Annotated in this window: 20 protein-coding genes; 4 read left to right on the forward strand and 16 right to left on the reverse strand. The window is 71.8% G+C overall.

From position 1 onward, the window contains the following. Positions 1–193 precede the first annotated feature (193 nt). Positions 194–1,525: a tyrosine--tRNA ligase gene (gene tyrS, locus AC3A3H_RS09745; protein WP_487614363.1), complete on the reverse strand. Its 1,332-nt coding sequence runs from the start codon at positions 1,523–1,525 to the stop codon at positions 194–196. 134 nt (positions 1,526–1,659) lie between these two features. Between tyrS and AC3A3H_RS09750 the strand changes: the two genes are divergently transcribed. Continuing rightward, positions 1,660–2,286 (forward strand): DNA-binding protein, encoded by a 627-nt coding sequence (locus AC3A3H_RS09750; protein WP_487614364.1) that lies wholly within the window; start codon positions 1,660–1,662, stop codon positions 2,284–2,286. Continuing rightward, positions 2,283–2,882 carry a hypothetical protein gene (locus AC3A3H_RS09755; RefSeq protein ID WP_487614365.1) on the forward strand — a complete coding sequence of 200 codons (600 nt, stop codon included), beginning with the start codon at positions 2,283–2,285 and terminating at the stop codon, positions 2,880–2,882. The genes AC3A3H_RS09750 and AC3A3H_RS09755 overlap by 4 nt, the downstream gene beginning before the upstream one ends. A gap of 76 nt (positions 2,883–2,958) precedes the next feature. Here AC3A3H_RS09755 and AC3A3H_RS09760 read toward each other — a convergent pair whose 3' ends face one another. The 15 genes from AC3A3H_RS09760 to infC all read right to left on the reverse strand — a co-directional run bounded on the left by AC3A3H_RS09760 (position 2,959) and on the right by infC (position 18,052). Continuing rightward, entirely contained in the window at positions 2,959–3,588 is a 630-nt protein-coding gene (locus AC3A3H_RS09760) for a DNA-3-methyladenine glycosylase (RefSeq protein WP_487614366.1), read from the reverse strand. A 120-nt stretch (positions 3,589–3,708) separates the two neighbouring features. Beyond that, positions 3,709–5,166, reverse strand: a complete 1,458-nt coding sequence (argH, locus tag AC3A3H_RS09765; RefSeq protein ID WP_487614367.1) for an argininosuccinate lyase — start codon at positions 5,164–5,166, stop codon at positions 3,709–3,711. After that, a complete protein-coding gene (gene argF, locus AC3A3H_RS09770) occupies positions 5,163–6,116 on the reverse strand; it encodes an ornithine carbamoyltransferase (protein ID WP_487614368.1) in 954 nt (317 codons plus the stop codon). The genes argH and argF overlap by 4 nt, the downstream gene beginning before the upstream one ends. A gap of 38 nt (positions 6,117–6,154) precedes the next feature. Next, the gene (locus AC3A3H_RS09775) at positions 6,155–7,384 is read right to left on the reverse strand and encodes an acetylornithine transaminase (RefSeq protein ID WP_487614369.1); all 1,230 of its coding nucleotides are present in this window, start codon (positions 7,382–7,384) and stop codon (positions 6,155–6,157) included. Beyond that, the gene (gene argB, locus AC3A3H_RS09780; RefSeq protein WP_487614370.1) at positions 7,381–8,304 is read right to left on the reverse strand and encodes an acetylglutamate kinase; all 924 of its coding nucleotides are present in this window, start codon (positions 8,302–8,304) and stop codon (positions 7,381–7,383) included. The genes AC3A3H_RS09775 and argB overlap by 4 nt, the downstream gene beginning before the upstream one ends. Before the next feature lies 1 nt (position 8,305). Beyond that, positions 8,306–9,460 (reverse strand): bifunctional glutamate N-acetyltransferase/amino-acid acetyltransferase ArgJ, encoded by a 1,155-nt coding sequence (gene argJ / locus AC3A3H_RS09785; protein WP_487614371.1) that lies wholly within the window; start codon positions 9,458–9,460, stop codon positions 8,306–8,308. Next, on the reverse strand, positions 9,457–10,506 hold the full coding sequence (argC, locus tag AC3A3H_RS09790) for an N-acetyl-gamma-glutamyl-phosphate reductase (protein ID WP_487614372.1): 1,050 nt from the start codon (positions 10,504–10,506) through the stop codon (positions 9,457–9,459). The genes argJ and argC overlap by 4 nt, the downstream gene beginning before the upstream one ends. A gap of 215 nt (positions 10,507–10,721) precedes the next feature. After that, positions 10,722–13,265: a phenylalanine--tRNA ligase subunit beta gene (gene pheT, locus AC3A3H_RS09795; RefSeq protein WP_487614373.1), complete on the reverse strand. Its 2,544-nt coding sequence runs from the start codon at positions 13,263–13,265 to the stop codon at positions 10,722–10,724. Beyond that, the gene (gene pheS, locus AC3A3H_RS09800) at positions 13,265–14,305 is read right to left on the reverse strand and encodes a phenylalanine--tRNA ligase subunit alpha (RefSeq protein WP_487614374.1); all 1,041 of its coding nucleotides are present in this window, start codon (positions 14,303–14,305) and stop codon (positions 13,265–13,267) included. Before pheS ends, pheT begins: the two co-directional genes overlap by 1 nt. Before the next feature lie 52 nt (positions 14,306–14,357). After that, a complete protein-coding gene (locus AC3A3H_RS09805) occupies positions 14,358–15,398 on the reverse strand; it encodes an SRPBCC domain-containing protein (RefSeq protein WP_487614375.1) in 1,041 nt (346 codons plus the stop codon). Further along, the gene (locus AC3A3H_RS09810; protein ID WP_487614376.1) at positions 15,395–15,754 is read right to left on the reverse strand and encodes an ArsR/SmtB family transcription factor; all 360 of its coding nucleotides are present in this window, start codon (positions 15,752–15,754) and stop codon (positions 15,395–15,397) included. The genes AC3A3H_RS09805 and AC3A3H_RS09810 overlap by 4 nt, the downstream gene beginning before the upstream one ends. Before the next feature lie 47 nt (positions 15,755–15,801). Beyond that, on the reverse strand, positions 15,802–16,605 hold the full coding sequence (locus AC3A3H_RS09815) for a TrmH family RNA methyltransferase (RefSeq protein ID WP_487614377.1): 804 nt from the start codon (positions 16,603–16,605) through the stop codon (positions 15,802–15,804). 172 nt (positions 16,606–16,777) lie between these two features. Next, the gene (gene rplT, locus AC3A3H_RS09820; protein WP_345836654.1) at positions 16,778–17,164 is read right to left on the reverse strand and encodes a 50S ribosomal protein L20; all 387 of its coding nucleotides are present in this window, start codon (positions 17,162–17,164) and stop codon (positions 16,778–16,780) included. A 37-nt stretch (positions 17,165–17,201) separates the two neighbouring features. After that, the gene (rpmI, locus tag AC3A3H_RS09825) at positions 17,202–17,396 is read right to left on the reverse strand and encodes a 50S ribosomal protein L35 (protein WP_487614378.1); all 195 of its coding nucleotides are present in this window, start codon (positions 17,394–17,396) and stop codon (positions 17,202–17,204) included. After that, positions 17,396–18,052, reverse strand: a complete 657-nt coding sequence (gene infC / locus AC3A3H_RS09830; protein ID WP_487614469.1) for a translation initiation factor IF-3 — start codon at positions 18,050–18,052, stop codon at positions 17,396–17,398. Before infC ends, rpmI begins: the two co-directional genes overlap by 1 nt. Positions 18,053–18,336: 284 nt before the next feature. Between infC and AC3A3H_RS09835 the strand changes: the two genes are divergently transcribed. Together AC3A3H_RS09835 and AC3A3H_RS09840 are read left to right on the forward strand one after the other, a co-directional pair. Then, a complete protein-coding gene (locus tag AC3A3H_RS09835; protein WP_487614379.1) occupies positions 18,337–18,711 on the forward strand; it encodes a DUF1844 domain-containing protein in 375 nt (124 codons plus the stop codon). A 4-nt stretch (positions 18,712–18,715) separates the two neighbouring features. After that, positions 18,716–19,048 carry an MmcQ/YjbR family DNA-binding protein gene (locus AC3A3H_RS09840; protein WP_487614380.1) on the forward strand — a complete coding sequence of 111 codons (333 nt, stop codon included), beginning with the start codon at positions 18,716–18,718 and terminating at the stop codon, positions 19,046–19,048. Positions 19,049–19,061: the final 13 nt, after the last annotated feature.

Consider the following 19,061-nt stretch of genomic DNA (forward strand, 5'->3'; position numbering starts at 1 on the left):
TGACTCGTCGGCGACGGAGGCACTTCTCCGCTCGGATGTGTCGGGCAGAATACCGAGCGTTATCCGCGGCTCACGGGCGTGTGGCCAGCGTCCGCCGGACGGGCGCGGCGGACCGGACGTTCGGAGTCGCCGACGAATCACGTCGGAGATCACCTGGCAAACGGGCGCCGCCGGGCAGCGCGGATGGCGCTCGCTACTCCACGAACACCCCGCTGAGCGTCTTCTTCCCCCGTCGCAGCACGACCATGCCGCCCGGGAGCAGGTGGTCGCCGACGGTGGACTCCGCGTCCTCCACCTTGGCGTTGTTGACGTAGACGCCGCCCTGGGCGACCGCGCGGCGGGCTTCGCCGAGGCTCTTGGTGAGCTCGGTGTCGACCAGTGCCTGGGCGATCGTGGTGGAGGCCGCGGTCGTCGTGTTGGGGAGCTCGCGGAGCGCCGACTCCAGGGTGGCGCGGTCCTGGCCGGCCAGGTCGCCCTGGCCGAACAGCGCCTCGGACGCCGCGATGACGGCCTCCGTGGCCTCCACGCCGTGGATCAGCGCGGTCACCTCGTAGGCCAGCCGGCGCTGGGCCTCGCGGCGGAACGGCTCCTCGGCGACCGCGCGCTCGAGGCGCTCGATCTCGTCGCGGTGGAGGAACGTGAAGACCTTGAGGCGGTCGATCACGTCGGCGTCGTCGGCGTTGAGCCAGAACTGGTAGATCGCGTAGGGGCTCGTGAAGCCCGCGTCCAGCCAGATCGCGTTGCCCTCGCTCTTGCCGAACTTGGTGCCGTCGCTGTTGGTGATGAGCGGGGTGCCGATGGCGTGGACGTGCGCGCCCTCCACCTTGCGGATGAGGTCCGTACCGCTGGTCAGGTTGCCCCACTGGTCGCTGCCGCCGGTCTGGAGCACGCAGCCGTGCTGCCGGTAGAGCTCCAGGAAGTCCATGCCCTGCAGGATCTGGTAGCTGAACTCGGTGTACGAGATGCCCTCGTCCGAGTTGAGGCGGGCGGCGACGGCGTCCTTCTTGAGCATCGTGCCGACGCGGAAGTGCTTGCCGATCTCGCGCAGGAAGTCGATCGCCGACAGCGGCGCCGTCCAGTCGAGGTTGTTGACCAGGCGGACGGCGTTGTCGCCCTCCGACGACAGGAAGCGCGTCACCTGCTGCTGGAGGTAGCCGACCCACTCCGAGACGGTCTCCTTGGTGTTCAGCGTGCGCTCGGCGGTCGGGCGCGGGTCGCCGATGAGGCCGGTCGAGCCGCCGACGAGCCCCAGCGGCTGGTGGCCGGCGAGCTGGAGGCGGCGCATGGTCAGCAGCTGCACCAGGTTGCCGAGGTGGAGGCTCGGCGCGGTCGGGTCGAAGCCGCAGTAGTACGTGATCGGGTCACCGGCCAGGAGCTCCTTGAGCGCGGCCTCGTCCGTCGAGACGTGGACGAGTCCGCGCCACTTCAGCTCGTCCCAGACGTCGTCGAAGGTCGGGTCGTTGGTCTGCTCGCGGAGCCTCTGCTCCGCGCTGCTGCGGTCTGCTGCGGTGACGGTTTCTGACACTCCAGCAGATTAGCAGCGGACGCCCTCCGCACGCGGGCGGCGATCAGGCTTTCAGACCTGATTGTTATTGAAGCAGGCTTCAGGACCTGATATGATCCGGATCAGGTCCAAATCCCTGATGTGAGGAGATCCCGATGTTCGTCGTCACCGCCGACCAGGTCGACAGCCGCAGCCGGCCCGACATCGTCGCGCCCGCGCTCGCCGAGCTGAACGACCGCCACGGCGAGCGCCTCGCGCTGCCCGCCGATAGGAATGCCGGCGACGAGCTCCAGGCCCTCACCGCCGACCCCGCCACCGCCCTCGACATCGTCACCGCCCTCGCCCGCGGACACGCCTGGAGCGTCGGTCTGGGCATCGGCGACGTGCGCACCCCCCTCCCCGACGCGACGCGGGAGGCCAGCGGCGACGCGTTCGTCGCCGCCAGGGCCGCGGTCACCCGCGCCAAGCGCACGCCGCTCCGCTTCGCCGCGGAGGCGGTCGCCGCGCCGGAGCCGGCAGAGGACGTGGAGGCGCTCGTCGGCCTCCTGCTCACGCTGCGCGCGGGCAGGAGCGAGGCGGGCTGGGAGCTCTACGACCTCGTCGCCGCGGGGCTGACGCAGGCGGAGGCCGGGGCCAGACTCGGCATCACCCCGCAATCCGCCAGCGACCGCGCCCGGGCGGCCGGCCTGCGTGCCGACCTCGCGGCGCAGCCCGCCCTGGTTAGGCTGTTGGGGACCGCCGACGCAGCCCAGCGCTCGGCCGAACGACCGGAGGACGGATGACGACCCTTCCCGTGCCGCAGCTCCTGGCGGCCGCCGTCCCGTTCGCGCTGTGGGCGCTCGCCCTGATCAGCGCCATCGCCGCCGTGTGCTGCATGATCGCCACGCTGCGCACGCCGCGGCGACCGCTCGTCTACACCGCCACCGGCCTGCTCGGGCTGGCCTTCCTGCTCCTCGCGATCCCCCAGCACGACGCCCCGCCGGTCTTCCGGGTCCTCATCGGCGTCGTCGCGCTCGTGCTGAGCGTCGTCGGCGGCGGCCCGGCCGCGCAGCTCGCCCTGGCCCTGGCGACCCGGAGCACGTCGGTGCCGGGCGTCCACGGCGGCATCGTCGTGCACGACCGGGTCAGCGGGCTCGACGAGACCCGCGAAGTGCTTCGAGGTGGCACGACCATCGGCTACCTGGAGCGGTTCGCGACGACGGGCTCGATCATGGCGGGGTTCCCCGAGGCGCTCGGCGTGCTGATCGCGATCAAGGGCGTCGGCCGGTTCACCGAGCTGGAGGCCCCGGAGGCGCGCGAGCGGTTCATCATCGGCACCCTGGTCAGCCTGATCTGGGCGTGCGTCTGCGCCGGCCTCTTCCGCTTCGCCGTCGCCTGACTCCTCCCGGACGCCGAAGGGCACGTTGTTGTCACTTTTGGGCGCGAAAAGTGACAACAACGTGCCCCTCGCGGGGTCAGTCGTGGGATTTGGGGTGGCGCTTGTAAGGGCTGACCGAGGGGTCGCCGGGCAGCCAGTAGCGCCACGGGAAGGTCACGCTGCCGCCGGCGCCGGAGACACCCGTGCGCGGCCCCGTCTCGTAGGCCGGCTGGACGCGCGGCAGCTGCAGGTCGAACGGGGGCGCGAACACGTCGGAGCCGTTCTCGGCCAGCAGGATGCCCGCGGCCACTACCAGCCGCGCCGGTCCGCGCGCCAGGTCGCGCGGAGGGATGTCGCGGCCGAGCGGTCCGGCGCGACGATGCGCCGCCAGCTCGGCGCCCTCCACGACCTCCCCCGCCCGCAGCAGCACCGCGGAGGACTCCCCCTCCGGGGAGCAGACGATGTTCGCGCACACGTGCATCCCGTACGTGAAGTACGTGTAGACGTACCCGGGCGGCCCGTACATCACCGCGTTGCGCTTGGTGCGGCCGCGGAAGGAGTGCGAGCCGGGGTCGACCCCGTCGCCGACGTAGGCCTCTACCTCGCTGATCCGGATCGCGACAGCGCCCTCCTCCGTCTCGTGACGGAGCACCGCGCCGAGCAGTCTCGGGGCGATCTCCAGCGCCGACGCGAGGAACACGTCGCGCCCGGGCCGGTAGAGGGTCACCGCGACCGGCTCAGAAGATCCGGCCGCCGGCGACGACGGCCACGATCAGGCCGACCACGATGACCGCGACCGCCACGACGACGATGAGCGGGATGAGCCATCCCGGCCGCTGCCGCGCCATCAGCCCAGGTCCCGTCGGGTCGCGAGCAGGGTCCGGGTCAGCGCGCGGACGCGCTCGGTCAGCGCGGCGAGCTGGTCGGCGACACGCTCGGGAGCGGTCCCGCCTGCACCGGTGCGGCTGGCGACCGACCCCTCCACGGTCAGCACCGAACGCACCTCGGGGGTGAGCAGCGGCGACACCGCGGCGAGCTGCTCGTCGGTGAGGTCGCTCAGCTCCAGCCCGTCGTCCTCGGCGAACTTGACCAGGCTGCCGGTGATCTCGTGCGCGTTCCGGAACGGGACGCGCTGCTTGACCAGCCACTCGGCCACATCGGTCGCGAGCGAGAAGCCCTGCGGCGCGAGCTCGGCCATCCGGTCGGTGTGGAACCGCAGGGTGGCGACCATCCCGGCGAAGGCGGGGAGGACGACCTCCAGCGTCTGCACCGAGTCGAACACCGGCTCCTTGTCCTCCTGGAGGTCGCGGTTGTACGCCAGCGGGAGGCCCTTCAGCGTGGTCAGCAGCCCGGTCAGGTTGCCGATCAGCCGGCCGGCCTTGCCGCGCGCGAGCTCGGCGATGTCCGGGTTCTTCTTCTGCGGCATGATCGACGACCCGGTGGAGTAGGAGTCGTCCAGGGTCACGAAGCCGAACTCGCGCGTGTTCCAGAGGATGATCTCCTCGGCGAAGCGCGACACGTCCACGCCGATCTGTGCGGCGACGAAGGCGAACTCGGCCACGACGTCGCGTGCGGCCGTGCCGTCGATCGAGTTCTCGGAGCTGTCGGCGAAGCCGAGCTCCCGCGCGACCAGCAGCGGGTCGAGCCCGAGGGTGGAGCCGGCGAGCGCGCCCGACCCGTACGGGGAGACGTTCGCCCGCCGGTCCCAGTCGGCCAGCCGCTCCAGGTCGCGCACCAGCGGCCAGCAGTGCGCGAGCAGGTGGTGGGCGAGCAGGACGGGCTGGGCGTGCTGCAGGTGGGTGCGGCCGGGCATGATCGCGGCGGGATGCGCGTCGGCCTGCGCGGCGATCGCGTCGATGAGCGCGATCAGCCGCTCCGCGATGACGCCGGCGTGGTCGCGGAGGTAGAGTCGCACCAGCGTGGCGATCTGGTCGTTGCGGCTGCGGCCGGCGCGGAGCTTGCCGCCGAGCTCGGCTCCCGCCCGCTCGATCAGGCCGCGCTCGAGGGCGCCGTGCACGTCTTCGTCGCTCTCGGCGGCGACGAACGCGCCGGAGGCCACGTCGGAATCCAGGTCGTCGAGGGCCGCGATCATGCCCGCGAGCTCGTCGTCGGTGAGGTACCCGGCCGCGGCGAGCGCTTTCGCGTGCGCGCGGGAGCCCGCGATGTCGTAGGCCGCGAGCGCCCAGTCGAAGTGGGTGGACTTGCTCAGCGCGGCCAGCTCGGCGGAGGGACCGCCGGCGAAGCGCGCGCCCCAGAGCTTGCCCTCGTCGGTCTTGCCGACGCCGCCTGTGGTGTCCTCGGTCATGCCGTCCTCTCCTCGTTCGCGGTCGGCTCGTTCTTGGCGAGCAGCCACGCCAGCAGCGCCTTCTGGGCGTGCAGGCGGTTCTCGGCCTCGTCCCAGATCACCGACTGCGGGCCGTCGATCACGTCGGCCGTCACCTCCAGGCCGCGGTAGGCGGGCAGGCAGTGCAGGAACACCGCGTCGTCCGCCGCGAGGCCCATCAGCTCGGCGTTCACGGTGTAGTCGCCGAAGACGGCGACGCGCTCGGCCTTCTCGTCCTCCTTGCCCATCGACACCCAGGTGTCGGTGATCACGACGTCCGCACCGGCCGCGGCCTCCCGCGGGTCGGTGAACACGGCGACCGAGCCGCCGGTGCGCTCGGCAACTGCTGCGGCGTCCGCCAGCACGGCGGCGTCGGGCGCGTAGGCCGCCGGAGCGGCGACCCGCACGTGCATCCCGGCGGTGGCGCCGCCGAGCAGGTAGGAGTGCGACATGTTGCTCGCGCCGTCGCCGAAGAACGCGAGGGTCAGCCCAGCGGTGCGGCCCTTGTGCTCGCGGACGGTCTGCAGGTCGGCGAGGATCTGGCAGGGGTGGAACTCGTCCGACAGCGCGTTGATCACCGGGACGGCGGTCCCCTCCGCCATCTCCTCCAGGCCGGACTGGCCGAAGGTCCGCCAGACGATCGCCGCGACCATCCGCTCCAGGACCCGCGCGGTGTCGGCGAGCGACTCCTTGCCGCCGAGCTGGCTCTCACCGCTCTGGATGATCAGCGGGCTGCCGCCGAGGTCGGCGATGCCGACGGCGAACGAGACGCGCGTGCGCGTGGAGGTCTTGTCGAAGATCACGGCCACCGTCTGCGGGCCGGCGAGCGGCTTCGCGGAGAATCGGTCGGCCTTCAGTCGCGCGGCGAGGTCGAGCACCTCGGCCTGCTCGGCGGGGCTCAGGTCGTCGTCGCGGAGGAAATGACGTGTCATCGGGAGTCCTTGGTCTGCGTGGAGGTCTGCGTCGGAGGTCAGGCGGCGTGCACCGCGGCGAGCGCGCGGCCGAACCGCTCGCGGAACTCCGCGAGCTCGGCGTCGCCGACGATCAGCGGCGGCGCGAGCCGGATGCTGGACTCGTTCGGCGCGTTGATGATGAGCCCGTTCGCGAGCGCCGCGTCGGAGAGCCGGTGCGCCTCGCCGTCGGTGAGGCCGACGCCGATCAGCAGGCCGGCGCCGCGGATGTCGCGGATCAGCGGCGAGTCGTAGGAGCGCAGGATGCCGCGCAGCTCCTCGCCGCGGCGGGCGGCGTTGCCGACCAGGTCGGCGCGCTCGATCTCGCCGATCACCGCGTTGCCCGCGGCGGTCGCCAGCGGGTTGCCGCCGAAGGTCGAGCCGTGCTGGCCCTGCGTGAAGATCTCCGAGGCCCGGCCGAAAGTGATCAGGGCCCCGATCGGCACTCCGCCGGCGATGCCCTTGGCGACCGTGATCGCGTCCGGCACGATGCCCGCGTGCTGGTATGCGAACCAGCGTCCGGTCCGGCCGATGCCGGTCTGGATCTCGTCGATGATCAGCAGCGCGCCGTGCTGCTCGGTGAGCTCGCGGGCGCGCTGGAGGAAGCCCTCCGGGAGGTCGAGCACGCCCGCCTCGCCCTTGATCGGCTCGACGAAGAGCGCGGCGACGCGGTCGTCGATCGCGGCCTCCAGCGCGTGGATGGTGGAGTCGATGTGCTCGACCCCGCCGGGCAGCGGCTCGAACGCCTCGCGCATCGGCGGCTTGCCGGTGAGCGCGAGCGAGCCCATCGTGCGGCCGTGGAACGCGTTGTGGAGGGCCAGCACCCGCGTGCGCTTGCCGTGCGGGCCTCTGTTGAGCCGCGCCAGCTTGAACGCGGCCTCGTTGGCCTCCGCCCCCGAGTTGCCGAACAGGATGCGGCCGCTCTCGCCCGCGCCCGTGATCGCGCGCAGCCGCTCGGCGAGCTCCAGCTGCGGCGGGGTGGAGAAGTAGTTGGAGACGTGCGCGAGCGTCGCCACCTGGCTGCTCACGGCCTCCACCAGCACCGGATGCGCGTGGCCCAGCGAGTTGACCGCGATGCCGGCGAGGAAGTCGAGGTACTCGTTGCCGTCGACGTCCCAGACCCGGCAGCCCTCGCCGCGGACCAGCATGACCTTGGGCGTCGCGAGCGTGCGCATCATGGCGTCGCCGAAGCGCGGTTTCCAGCGCCCCTGCGTGTTCGCCTCTGTGCCGTGCAGGACAGGTGCGTTCATGCGGGCACCACCTCCGTTCCGATTCCGGACTGCGTGAAGACTTCGAGCAGGATCGAGTGCGCCACCCGCCCGTCGATGATCGCCGCCTTCTGGACGCCGCCGTCGACAGCGTCGAGGCAGGCGGACATCTTCGGGATCATCCCGGACTCCAGCGACGGCAGCAGCTCGCGCAGCTCGGGGGCCGTGATCTTGGACAGCAGCGAGTCGCGGTTGGGCCAGTCGCTGTAGAGCCCGGCGACATCGGTCAGGATGACGAGCTTGGCGGCGCCGAGCGCCACCGCGAGGGAGGAAGCCGCGGCGTCGGCGTTGACGTTGAGGGTCTGGCCCGGGTCGTCGATGTCCGGTGCGATCGAGGACACCACCGGGATGCGGCCGGCGTCGAGCTGGGCCAGCACGGCCTCCGGGTTCACACCGATGACGTCGCCCACCAGGCCGAGGTCGACCTCGGCCCCGTCGACGACCGTGCCGCGCTTGCGGCCCTGGAACAGGCCCGCGTCCTCGCCGGAAAGGCCGGCGGCGAGCGGGCCGTGCTTGTTGATGTTGCCGACGATGTCACGGTTGATCTGGCCGGTCAGCACCATCCGCACCACGTCCATGGCCTCCGGCGTCGTCACCCGGTAGCCGCCGCGGAACTCGCTCTCGATGCCCAGCCGGTCGAGCATCGCCGAGATCTGCGGGCCGCCGCCGTGCACCACCACCGGGCGCAGCCCGGCGTAGCGCAGGTAGACGATGTCCTCCGCGAAGGTGCGCTGGAGGTCCTCGCTCACCATGGCGTTGCCGCCGAACTTCACGACGATGATGCGGTCGTGGAAGGTCTTCAGCCAGGGCAGGGACTCGATCAGGGTGGCGGCCTTCGCCGTTGCGGAGGCGCGCTCGGCGGCCTCCGCGCTGTCGTTCTCGCCGGTGGTCTCTGTCGTCATCTCAGCTGGAGTATGCACTGTTCTCGTGGACGTAGTCGTGGGTCAGGTCGTTGGTGAGGATGGCCGCCGTCTCGTCGCCCGCGTGCAGGTCGATGAGCACGTGCACGGCGCGCGGGGTCAGGTCGACGAGGTCGCGCGGCTGGTCCGGCTCCCCCGCGGTGCAGACCTGCACGCCGTTGATGGCGACGTCGATGCCGTACGGGTCGAACTCCGCGTCGGTCGTGCCGACGGCGGCGAGCACGCGGCCCCAGTTGGGGTCGTTGCCGAAGATGGCCGCCTTGAACAGGTTGGAGCGCGACACCGCGCGCCCGACCGTCACGGCGTCGTCCTCGGTGCGCGCGTTCACGACCTCGATGGTCACGTCGTGGGAGGCGCCCTCGGCGTCCTCCTGGAGCTGCTTCGCCAGGCTGCGGCACACCTCGGTGAGCGCGAGCGTGAACTCCTCCGGGTCGGGCGTCACGCCGCTCGCGCCCGAGCCGAGCAGGGCGACCGTGTCGTTGGTCGACATGCAGCCGTCCGAGTCGACGCGGTCGAAGGTGACCCGGGTCGCGGCGCGCAGCGCGGTGTCCAGCTGGACGGAGTCGAGGACGGCGTCGGTGGTGATGACCACGAGCATGGTCGCGAGCCCCGGCGCGAGCATCCCGGCGCCCTTGGCCATGCCGCCGACCGCCCAGCCGGCCGCGGAGACCTGCTCGGCCTGCTTGGGCCGCGTGTCGGTGGTCATGATCGCCTCGGCCGCGCCGAGCCCCGAGTCGCCGGCGAGCGCCGTGGCCGCCTGCGCGACGCCCGCGGTCAGCTTGCCGACGTCGAGCTGGTCGCCGATCAGGCCGGTGGAGCAGACCAGCACGTCGCCGGCGGAGACGCCGAGGGCCGAGCCCACGGCCTCCGCCGTCGCGTGCGTGGTCTGGAAGCCCTGGGCGCCGGTGTAGCAGTTCGCGCCGCCGGAGTTGAGGACGATGGCCGAGACGACGCCGTCGGCGATGACCTGCTCGCTCCAGAGCACCGGGTTCGCCTTGCAGCGGTTCGTGGTGAATACCGCGGCGGCCGCCGTGAGCGGTCCGCGGTTCTGGACGAGCGCGACGTCGCGCTTGCCGCTCGACTTGAGGCCGGCGACGACGCCGGCGGCCGAGAATCCCTTGGCTGTGGTGACGCTCATGGCGCGACTCCGTTCACACTCAGGCCGGCGGTCTCGGCGAGGCCGAGCGCGATGTTCGCGGACTGGATCGCCGCGCCGGCCGTTCCCTTGTAGAGATTGTCGATGGCGAGCACCGTGACGACCCGCCCCGCGGCCTGGTCGAGGGCGACCCCGATCAGCACGGTGTTGGCGCCCAGCACGTCCGCCGTGCGCGGCACGGTGCCGGCGGGGAGGACGTGCACGAACGGCTCGTCCGCGTAGGCGGCCTCCCAGACCTCCTGCACCTGGGCGGCGGTCACCCCCGGCTTCACCCGGGCGGTGGAGGTCGCCAGGATGCCGCGCGACATCGGCACGAGCACCGGGGTGAACGACAGGGTCGGCGCGGTCGCGCCCGCCTTGCGCAGGTTCTGCTGGATCTCGGGGATGTGCCGGTGAGTGCCGCCCACCGCGTACGGGTTCGCGGAGCCGAGGATCTCGCTGGCCAGATACATCGTCTTGAGCGACTTGCCCGCGCCGGAGGGTCCGACGGCGAGGACGCTGACGATGTCCTCCTCGTCGATCACCCCGGCGTGGATACCCGGCGCCAGGGCGAGCGAGACGGCGCTGGCGTTGCAGCCGGGCGCGGCGATGCGCGTGGCGCCCGCGAGGTTCGCGCGCTGCTTGCCGCTGTCGGAGCCGACGATGAGCTCGGGGACGCCGTACGCCCACGACCCGTAGTACTCGCCGCCGTAGAAGGCGGCCCAGTCGGCCGGGTCCTCCAGTCGGTGGTCGGCGCCCGCATCGACGACGAGGGTGTCGGCCGGCAGCTGCGCGGCGATCTCCCCCGAACGGCCGTGCGGCAGCGCCAGGAAGACGACATCGTGACCGGCGAGGTTCTCCGGCGTGTTCTCCACGAGCGTGAGGTGGGTGAGCGAGCGCAGGTGCGGCTGGTGCGCGGCGAGCGGGTGACCGGCGTTGTTGTGCGCGGTCACGGTGCGGATCTCGAAATCGGGATGATCGGCGAGGATGCGCAGCAGCTCGCCGCCCGCGTACCCGGAGGCACCGGCGACGGCAACCGAGAGAGTCATGCTTGTTCCTTGATGGGGTGGACGACAGGGGGCCGAGGATCCGGCGACGCCCATGTCCGACCGCAAGGGTCGCCCGAGCGCCGCCTAGATTCGGCGGTCGCGCAGGCGTCGGCGCATCGAGGGGGCACCGACAGTAAGCATGTAGACCACCCTAGCGCCCGATCCCGGTCGGTCGCCAAATCGCGGCTGTCACAGAGGGTCCCGCTCCCTGCCCGCTACTCCCGGATGTGGGCGCCGAAGAGCTCGTCGGCGCGCGCCGCGCCCGCGAGTTTCGCCTCGCTGGCCTCGGCCGCGGTGAGCGTGCGGTCGTCGGCGCGGAAGCGCAGGGCGAAGGTGAGGCTCTTGTGGCCGTCCGGGAGGCCGGCGCCGCGGTAGTCGTCGACCAGGCGGATGTCCTCCAGCAGCCCGCCCGCGCCCTCCCGTACGGCAGCGAGCAGTTCGCCGGCCGAGACCTCCTCGCGCACGACGAGCGAGAGGTCCTGGGTGGCGGCCGGGAAGCCGGCGATCACGCCCGCGACGATGTCGGCGGGGGCGACGGCGATCAGGGCGTCCAGATCGAGCTCGTAGACCGCGACGACGCGCGGGAGGTCCAGGTCCTCCGCGATCGCAGGCAGCAGCTCGCCGGCGTAGCCGACGACGACCCGCGAGCCGTCAGCGGCGTGTGCCACGAGCTGGGCCGTGCGGCCCGGGTGCAGGGCCTGGTGGCGGCTCTGCACCGGCTCGACGCGGACGCCGACGGCGGTCGCGGTCTGCTGGACGGCGGTCAGCGCGTCGGCGAGACCGGCCGCGACCGGGGTCTGTCCCGGCTGCTTCTCGACCGGGTGGCCGACGATCAGGCCGGCCAGGTGCCGCGGCTGCGCGGGGATGCCCGCGTTCAGGCCGGCGAGCACGTCGTCGCCCGGGAGTGCGGCCCCCAGCGGCAGCTCCTCGCTGCCGAGCGCTGCGCCCGACGGCAGGAACACCGTGCCCAACTCGTAGACACTCAGGTCGACCAGGCCGCGCGCGAGGTTGCGCTTGGCCACGTCGATGAGGCCGGGGAGCAGCGACGTGCGCAGGTACGGCGCCGTCGCGTCCAGCGCGTTCGCCAGCCGGACCGCTGGCACGTGGCCCGCTTCAGGCGAGCCGAACAGATCGTTCTGCGCCTCCGAGACGAACGGGAACGCGAGCACTTCGGTCGCGCCGTTGTCGGCGAGCATCTGGGCGACGGCGCGGCGCAGCTTCTGGGCGCGCGACAGGCCGCGGCCGGGAGGCGCGACCGGCAGCACGGACGGGATGCGGTCGAACCCGACGATGCGGGCGACCTCCTCGGCCAGGTCGGACTTGTCGCGCAGGTCGGGCCGCCAGCTCGGCGGCACCACCAGCAGGCCGCCGGCGTCGCCGGTGACGGTGCCGCCGATCTCGGCGAGCGCGCCGCGCACCTCGTCGTCGCTGAACTCCACGCCGATCAGGTTCGGGATGTAGTCGTTCGGCAGGCGGATCGCCTCGGCCTCCCCCGCCGTGTCGAGCAGGGAGCCGAGCTCGTCGGCGTGGCCGCCGGCCAGCTGCTCCAGGAGCTGCACGACGCGCGCGGCGGCCGCGACGGCGACCCGCGGGTCCACGCCGCGCTCGAAGCGCTTGGACGCCTCGCTCGGCAGCTTGTGCCGGCGGGCGGTGCGGGCGATCGAGACCGGGTCGAAGTTGGCGGCCTCCACCAGAACGTTGCTCGTGCCGGCGCCGATCTCGGTGGACGCGCCGCCCATGACACCGGCCAGGCCGATGGCGCCGGAGTCGTCGGTGATGAGGAGGTCCTCCGGGTCGAGCACCCGGGTCTGGTCGTCCAGCGTCACGAGCGTCTCGCCCGGGTGCGCGCGGCGCACGACGATGCCGCCGGAGAGCTTGTCGAGGTCGTAGCCGTGGATCGGCTGGCCGAGCTCGAGCATCACGTAGTTGGTGATGTCGACGATGAGCGAGATGGAGCGGATGCCGGCCAGCTTGAGCCGCGCCACCATCCACGGCGGGGTCGGCCGGCTGCCGTCGACGTCGCGCACCACGCGTGTCACGAAGACGGTGGCGCCGACGCGCTCGCGGATCGGGGCGCGGTCGTCGATCGTCACGCTGAAGCCGTGCGCGTGCGCTCCCGCGGAGTGCACGCGGACCGCGTCCGCCGGGTCGCGGAAGGCCGCGCCGGTCGCGTGCGAGTACTCGCGCGCGATGCCGCGGATCGAGAAGGCGTAGCCGCGGTCGGGGGTGACGTTGACCTCCACCGCGGTGTCGTCCAGGCCGAGCAGCGAGATCGCGTCGGCGCCGACCTCCGGGTCCAGCCCGAGCGTCGTCAGCCGGAGGATGCCCTCGTGGTCGTCGCCGAGGCCGAGCTCGCGGGCGGAGGCGATCATGCCGTCCGAGACGTGGCCGTAGGTCTTGCGCGCGGCGATCGGGAAAGGCCCGGGCAGCGTAGAGCCCGGCAGCGTCACGACGACCTTGTCGCCGACGAAGAAGTTTCGGGCGCCGCAGACGATGCCGTGCACGCTCTCGCCGCCATCGGCGGCCTTCTGACCTTCCGGCGCCACGCGGACCTGGCACCAGCGGATGGTCTTGCCGTTGCTCTGCGGCTCCTCCACGAAGTCCAGCACCTGACCGACGACCACGGGGCCGCTGATCTCGAAGGTGTGGACGTCCTCCTCCTCGAGCCCGACCGACACGAGGGCGGCGTGGACCTCCTCGGCGGTGGTGCCCGGCTCGAGGTCGACGTACTCGCCGAGCCAACTCAGGGGGACGCGCATCAGACCACCATTCCGAACTGCTGGGAGAACCGGACATCGCCCTCGGCCATGTCACGCATGTCTTTGACGTCGTTGCGGAACATCAGCGCCCGCTCGACGCCCATCCCGAACGCGAACCCGGAGTAGACCTCCGGGTCGATGCCCGCGGAGCGCAGCACGTTCGGGTTCACCATGCCGCAGCCGCCCCACTCGATCCAGCGGGCGCCGCCCTTGAAGGTCGGGTGCCAGAGGTCGAGCTCGGCGCTCGGCTCGGTGAACGGGAAGTAGTTGGGCCGCAGCCGCACGCGCGCGCCCTCGCCGAACAGCGTCTTGGCGAAGTGGTCGAGCGTGCCGCGCAGGTGCGCCATGGTCAGGCCCTTGTCGACGGCGATGCCCTCGGTCTGGGTGAAGACCGGCAGGTGCGTCGCGTCGAACTCGTCGGTGCGGAACACCCGGCCCGGCGCGATGCGGTAGACCGGCAGCTCGTTGCCGAGGAGGGCGCGCAGCTGCACGGGAGAGGTGTGCGTGCGCAGCACGAGGTGCGCGTTCGTGGGCTCCACGAAGAAGGTGTCCTGCATGGCCCGCGCGGGGTGGTCGGCGTCGAAGTTGAGCGCGTCGAAGTTGTACCACTCGCTCTCCAGCTCCGGGCCCTCCGCGACCTCCCAGCCCATGCCGACGAAGATGTCGGCGATGCGCTCCTGCAGGAGGCTCAGCGGGTGCCGGGCGCCGGGGGTCCAGCGGGTCGGGACGGCGGTGACGTCCACGGTCTCGGCGGCGAGCCGGGCGGCGTCCTCCTCGGCGGCGATCGCGGCCTCCTTGGCGGCGAACGCCTGGCTGACGCGGGCGCGCGCGCCGCCGACGAGCTTGCCGGCGGCGGCCTTCTGGTCGCCCGGGAGGGAGCGGATGGCCGCGTTCAGCAGCGCGAGGGGCGAACCCTCCGCGGTGTGGTCGTGACGGACGGTCTTCAGCGCGTCCGAGGTGCCGGCGGCGTCGATCGCGGCGAGGGCCGCGGAGACGGCCGCCTCGACGGACTCCTCGGTGATTTCTGTGGTTTCAGACACGGTTCCCCAGTCTAGTCGGCGGAGAGGAAGGGCTACTCGGCGGAGCTGGGGTCTATTCCGCCGAGTACACCAGGTACGCGGCCTCCCACAGCCGGTCGGGAGCCGGGACGGTCAGCCCGGCGAGCAGCAGGGTCAGCTGGTCGATCAGCGGGTGCCAGCCCGCCGCGAAGTCCGGCGCCGAGCGCAGCCGCCCGGCGCCGACGATGTCCTTCACTCCGTCTTGCTCGAGCGACAGCAGCGTGCCGTCGCCGGTCTCGGTCAGCCGGATGCTCACCGCGGCGTCGCCCCAGCTGAAGCGCAGGTGCGCGCGGTCCTCGAGGTCGAGCACCTCCAGCTCCTGGATGGCGCCCTCGATGTTCTCGTCGCCGAGCCGCATCACGTCGCCGAGGCGGAGCCGGCGCTCGCGCACCGGATCGTCCGGCCACTCCACGACCGGCCACAGCCAGCGGCCCACGCGGTCCGGCAGCGTGAGCGCGTCCCACACCTCGTTCACGGGCGCATCGAGCAGCCGCTGCAGTGCGACGGCGGACCGATCGCCGGCGCGCGTCATGGTCGCCGCAACGAGGGCCGCCTCCTCCCGGCGGTACTCGTCGAGGGCGGCGTCGAACGCTGCCGGGTCGGCCGCCTCGCCGAGGTAGCCGTCGTGCTCCTGCGGCGACGCCTCCGCGCCGAGCTCGCGGGCGAGGTGGGTGAGGACGTCCTGCCAGCCCGCGCCGTACACCGCTGCGGTGACCGCCTGCACGCGCCGGTGGGTCAAGGTGAGGAGGACATGCCCCTCCCCCGCCTCCTGGATGACAGCCTCCAGCTCGGTCTCCGCCTCGGTCTGCCCCTCGCCGCTGAACCGCCAGGAGACCAGGAGCCGGCGCCCCGGCTCGCAGGCGAGCACGCGGCCTTCGACCACGGCGTCCGCGTCCGGGCCTCCCATCGCGAGCCGGAAGCCGTCGGGGGTCGGCACGTAACGGCCGATCCAGCGCGCCAGGCGCTCGGGCTCGGTGAGCGCAGCCCAGAGCTCGGCGGCGGTGGCCGGGTACTCCCTTTCGACCGTCACCGAGCGGCGCGCGCCGTCGAGGACAAGCTGTCCCCAGAGCGTCATGAGGCGGCCTTTCCGGCGTGGTGGTTTTCGCTGCGACTGCGTCTGCGCCCGCGCACGAGCTCGGTGCCGAGCGCGTCGAGGCGCTGCTCCCAGAAGGCCGCCAGCCCGTCGAACCAGGCTGCGGCCTCGTCCAGCCCGGCCGGTTCCAGCGCGTAGACCCGGCGCTGGCCGTCCACACGGGCGGCCACGACCCCGGACTCCCGCAGCACCCGCAGGTGCCTGGAGGCCGCCGGTTGCGTGATCCCGAACTCCTCGGCCGCGAGCGCAGCGAGCTCGCCCGCCGTGCGCTCCCCGCGGGCCAGCAGCTCGACGAAACGCCGCCGCACCGGGTCGCCCACCGCCTCCAGACCGTCCATGGCGGCCAATCTATCAAGCTCGCGTTATATAACGCAAGGCTTATCGATCACTCGGAGCGCTGTGCGAAGGCCGACTCGTAGAGGCATACGGACGCCGCCGTCGCGAGGTTCATCGACTCGGCCTTGCCGTAGATCGGCACCGTCACCACGCGATCCACCAGCCCGAGCAGGTCGTCGGTGAGGCCGTGCGCCTCGTTGCCGAACACCCACGCCGTAGGCCGGGCCAGCTGACCCTCCTGCCGGGCCACGAGGAGGTCCTCCCCCTTGATGTCCGCCGCCAGCACCTGCATCCCGGCCGAGTGCGCACGACCCACCACGTCGGCGAGATCCGCGCCGACCGCGACGGGGACATGGAAGAGCGACCCGGTCGTGGAGCGCACCACCTTGGGGTTGTAGAGGTCGACGGTGCGGCCGGTCAGCACGACCGCGTCCGCACCCGCGGAGTCGGCGGCGCGGATGATCGTGCCGGCGTTGCCGGGGTCGCGCACCTCCTCCAGGATCGCCACGAGCCGCGGCTGATCCGCGAAGATGTCGCGGACGGAGGTCGGGAACTGCCGGCACACCGCCACGAAGCCCTGCGGCGTGACCGTGTCCGCCATCGCGTCGAGGACGTGCTCGGTGACGAACTCGACGTCGACGCCGGCCTCCACAGCGGTCTGCGCGATGTCCTGGTAGCGCTCCAGCGCCGTCGGGGTCGCGTAGAGCTCGACGACGAGCTCCGGCCGGAAGGTGAGCGCCTCGGACACCGCCTGCGGACCTTCGAGCAGGAACAGCCCGGTCTCGGCGCGGGCGGGACGCTTCGCCAGCTTCGCAACGGCGCGGACGCGCGGGGAGCGCGGGTTGTCAAGCATGCGGACAGCCTATCGGCGCACCGCGCGTCACCGCAGGCACCGCCGAAGGGCACGTCGTTGTCGCTTTTCGGGCCCGGTAGTGACAACGACGTGCCCCTCGCGGGGTCTCGGGGACGCAGAACGGCCCGGTCGTGGTCGACCGGGCCGTTCGTGTGGTGCTGGGGTGCGCTGCTTACGCGGCGGCCTTCGGGGCCGAGGTGTCGGCCGGGAGGGCCTTCTTGGCGGTCTCGACGAGAGCCGCGAAGGTCGCGGGCTCGTTCACGGCCAGCTCGGCGAGGATGCGGCGGTCCACCTCGACGCCCGCCAGGCCCAGGCCCTGGATGAGACGGTTGTAGGTGAGGCCGTTCGCGCGGCTCGCGGCGTTGATCCGCTGGATCCAGAGACGGCGGAAGTCGCCCTTCTTCTGGCGGCGGTCGCGGTACGCGTAGACGAGCGAGTGGGTGACCTGCTCCTTCGCCTTGCGGTAGAGGCGCGACCGCTGACCGCGGTAGCCCTCGGCGCGCTCGAGGATGACCCGACGCTTCTTGTGGGCGTTGACAGCCCTCTTCACTCTTGCCATTAGTCGATTTTCCTTACGTGCGTGTCGGGGAGGAGCTCTACTTGCCGATCATCCGGCGGATGACCTTGGCATCCACCTCGGGGACGACCTGGTCCTGGTTCAGCCGGCGGGTGCGGCGGCTCGACTTGAGCTCCAGGTTGTGGCGCATGCCGGCCTGCTGCTTCATGATCTTGCCGCTGCCGGTGATCTTGAAGCGCTTCTTGGCGCCGGAGTGGGACTTCTGCTTGGGCATTACTTCTCCTCGTTCGTCGCCTGGGCGGGCGAACTCTCGTCGGACTGAGCAGCTTCGGCTGTCTCAGCAACCGCGTCCTGGTCGCGCCCCTGGGCGCGCGCCTTGGAAGCGGCACGTTGTGCGTTGGCCTCGGCCTTGGCCTCGGACTTGTTCTTGAGCGGGCTGATGATCATCACCATGTTGCGGCCGTCGATGGTCGGGTTCGACTCGACCTGGCCGAGCTCGGCGACGTCCTCCGCGAAGCGCTGCAGCAGGCGGACGCCCTGCTCGGGACGCGACTGCTCGCGGCCGCGGAAGAGGATCATGGCCTTGACCTTGTCGCCGGCCTTCAGGAAGCCCTCGGCGCGCTTGCGCTTGGTCTCGTAGTCGTGCTTGTCGATCTTGAGGCGGAACCGCACCTCTTTGAGGATGGTGTTCGCCTGGTTGCGCCGGGCCTCCTTGGCCTTCTGCGCAGCCTCGTACTTGAACTTGCCGTAGTCCATGATCTTCGCGACCGGCGGCTTGGAATTGGGCGCGACCTCGACCAGGTCGAGATCCGCCTCCTGCGCGAGTCGGATGGCGACCTCGATCTTGACGACGCCGACCTGCTCTCCGCTGGGGCCGACGAGTCGAACTTCGGGGACGCGGATACGGTCATTCGTACGGGGTTCGCTGATGTCAGTCTCCTCTGATGAGCGATGCTTCGAGTGCTCGGCCGTCGCGGGGACGGTTCGGAGAAAGTAGCGATTCCACGCACCAGCGCAGCCCCACGGCCCGATTTTCCCGAAGGATTCATCTCGCGGGGCTGGTGCAGCACCCTGGCTACCTCCGTGCTGACGCACGTCGGCGGAGTGCAACGACCCGGTAACCTGTAAAGCGGTCAAGCGCGGGTGGGAGGAATCTCCACTTTCGTCCCGAGGCAGATGCCTCGGAGCCCGAACGATTCTAACAGAGGAATGCAGTGAGCGACACATCCCCCATCCATGACGATCACACGCACGAGGACGAGGCGATCGCCGGAGCCACGCGCGACATCGCCGAGGTGCCCGCGGTGGAGGTCATCACGACGACCGCCGTGCACCTGATGAGCGCCGCAGCGGTGAAGGTCGGGCTGGCGGACGACCCGGAGCACCAGACCGACCTGGACGAGGCCCGCAAGCTCATCGACGCGCTGGCCGGACTGGTGACGGCGAGCGCCGCGCACCTCGGCGACCAGCACGCACGCAGCCTGCGCGACGGCCTCCGCTCCCTGCAGCTCGCGTTCCGCGAGGCGTCGCCGTTCCCGGACGAGATCGGCAAGGGGCCGGGCGAGAAGTACACCGGCCCGGTGAGCTGAGCCCATGGATGCCGCCGCCGTGCACCGCCTCGCCCTGGGCCTCCCGGAGGTCGAGGAGTACGAGCACGGCGGCCTCCCGGCGTTCCGCGTCGGCGGGAAGCGGTTCGCGACGATGCTCGACCCGGAGACCTCGACGGTCCATCTGATGCTCGGCGAGGCCGGGATCCGGGAGGCCGCGGCCGCCTGGCCGGAGTACTGCTCGGAGCGGTGGTTCGCGGGGCGGCTGTCGTCGGCGCAGGTCGACTTCAGCGACATCGACCCGGCGCTGCTGCGCGAACTCGTCACCGACGCGTGGCGCAACCGGGCGCCGGCGGCGCTGCGGCGCCTGCTGGACTGACCGCCACTCCTCC

Source organism: Leifsonia sp. Soil_N53, assembly GCF_057655165.1.

Excerpts from the sequence above, each read along its gene's own strand:
- rpmI (WP_487614378.1), bottom strand. The coding sequence starts at position 17,396 with ATGCCCAAGCAGAAGTCCCACTCCGGCGCCAAGAAGCGCTTCAAGATC.
- rplT (WP_345836654.1), bottom strand. The coding sequence starts at position 17,164 with ATGGCAAGAGTGAAGAGGGCTGTCAACGCCCACAAGAAGCGTCGGGTC.
- AC3A3H_RS09775 (WP_487614369.1), bottom strand. The coding sequence starts at position 7,384 with ATGAACGCACCTGTCCTGCACGGCACAGAGGCGAACACGCAGGGGCGC.
- argH (WP_487614367.1), bottom strand. The coding sequence starts at position 5,166 with ATGACCGAGGACACCACAGGCGGCGTCGGCAAGACCGACGAGGGCAAG.
- AC3A3H_RS09805 (WP_487614375.1), bottom strand. The coding sequence starts at position 15,398 with ATGACGCTCTGGGGACAGCTTGTCCTCGACGGCGCGCGCCGCTCGGTG.
- AC3A3H_RS09810 (WP_487614376.1), bottom strand. The coding sequence starts at position 15,754 with ATGGACGGTCTGGAGGCGGTGGGCGACCCGGTGCGGCGGCGTTTCGTC.
- AC3A3H_RS09815 (WP_487614377.1), bottom strand. The coding sequence starts at position 16,605 with ATGCTTGACAACCCGCGCTCCCCGCGCGTCCGCGCCGTTGCGAAGCTG.
- AC3A3H_RS09755 (WP_487614365.1), top strand. The coding sequence starts at position 2,283 with ATGACGACCCTTCCCGTGCCGCAGCTCCTGGCGGCCGCCGTCCCGTTC.
- argF (WP_487614368.1), bottom strand. The coding sequence starts at position 6,116 with ATGACACGTCATTTCCTCCGCGACGACGACCTGAGCCCCGCCGAGCAG.
- argB (WP_487614370.1), bottom strand. The coding sequence starts at position 8,304 with ATGACGACAGAGACCACCGGCGAGAACGACAGCGCGGAGGCCGCCGAG.
- argJ (WP_487614371.1), bottom strand. The coding sequence starts at position 9,460 with ATGAGCGTCACCACAGCCAAGGGATTCTCGGCCGCCGGCGTCGTCGCC.
- AC3A3H_RS09750 (WP_487614364.1), top strand. The coding sequence starts at position 1,660 with ATGTTCGTCGTCACCGCCGACCAGGTCGACAGCCGCAGCCGGCCCGAC.
- pheT (WP_487614373.1), bottom strand. The coding sequence starts at position 13,265 with ATGCGCGTCCCCCTGAGTTGGCTCGGCGAGTACGTCGACCTCGAGCCG.
- AC3A3H_RS09840 (WP_487614380.1), top strand. The coding sequence starts at position 18,716 with ATGGATGCCGCCGCCGTGCACCGCCTCGCCCTGGGCCTCCCGGAGGTC.
- argC (WP_487614372.1), bottom strand. The coding sequence starts at position 10,506 with ATGACTCTCTCGGTTGCCGTCGCCGGTGCCTCCGGGTACGCGGGCGGC.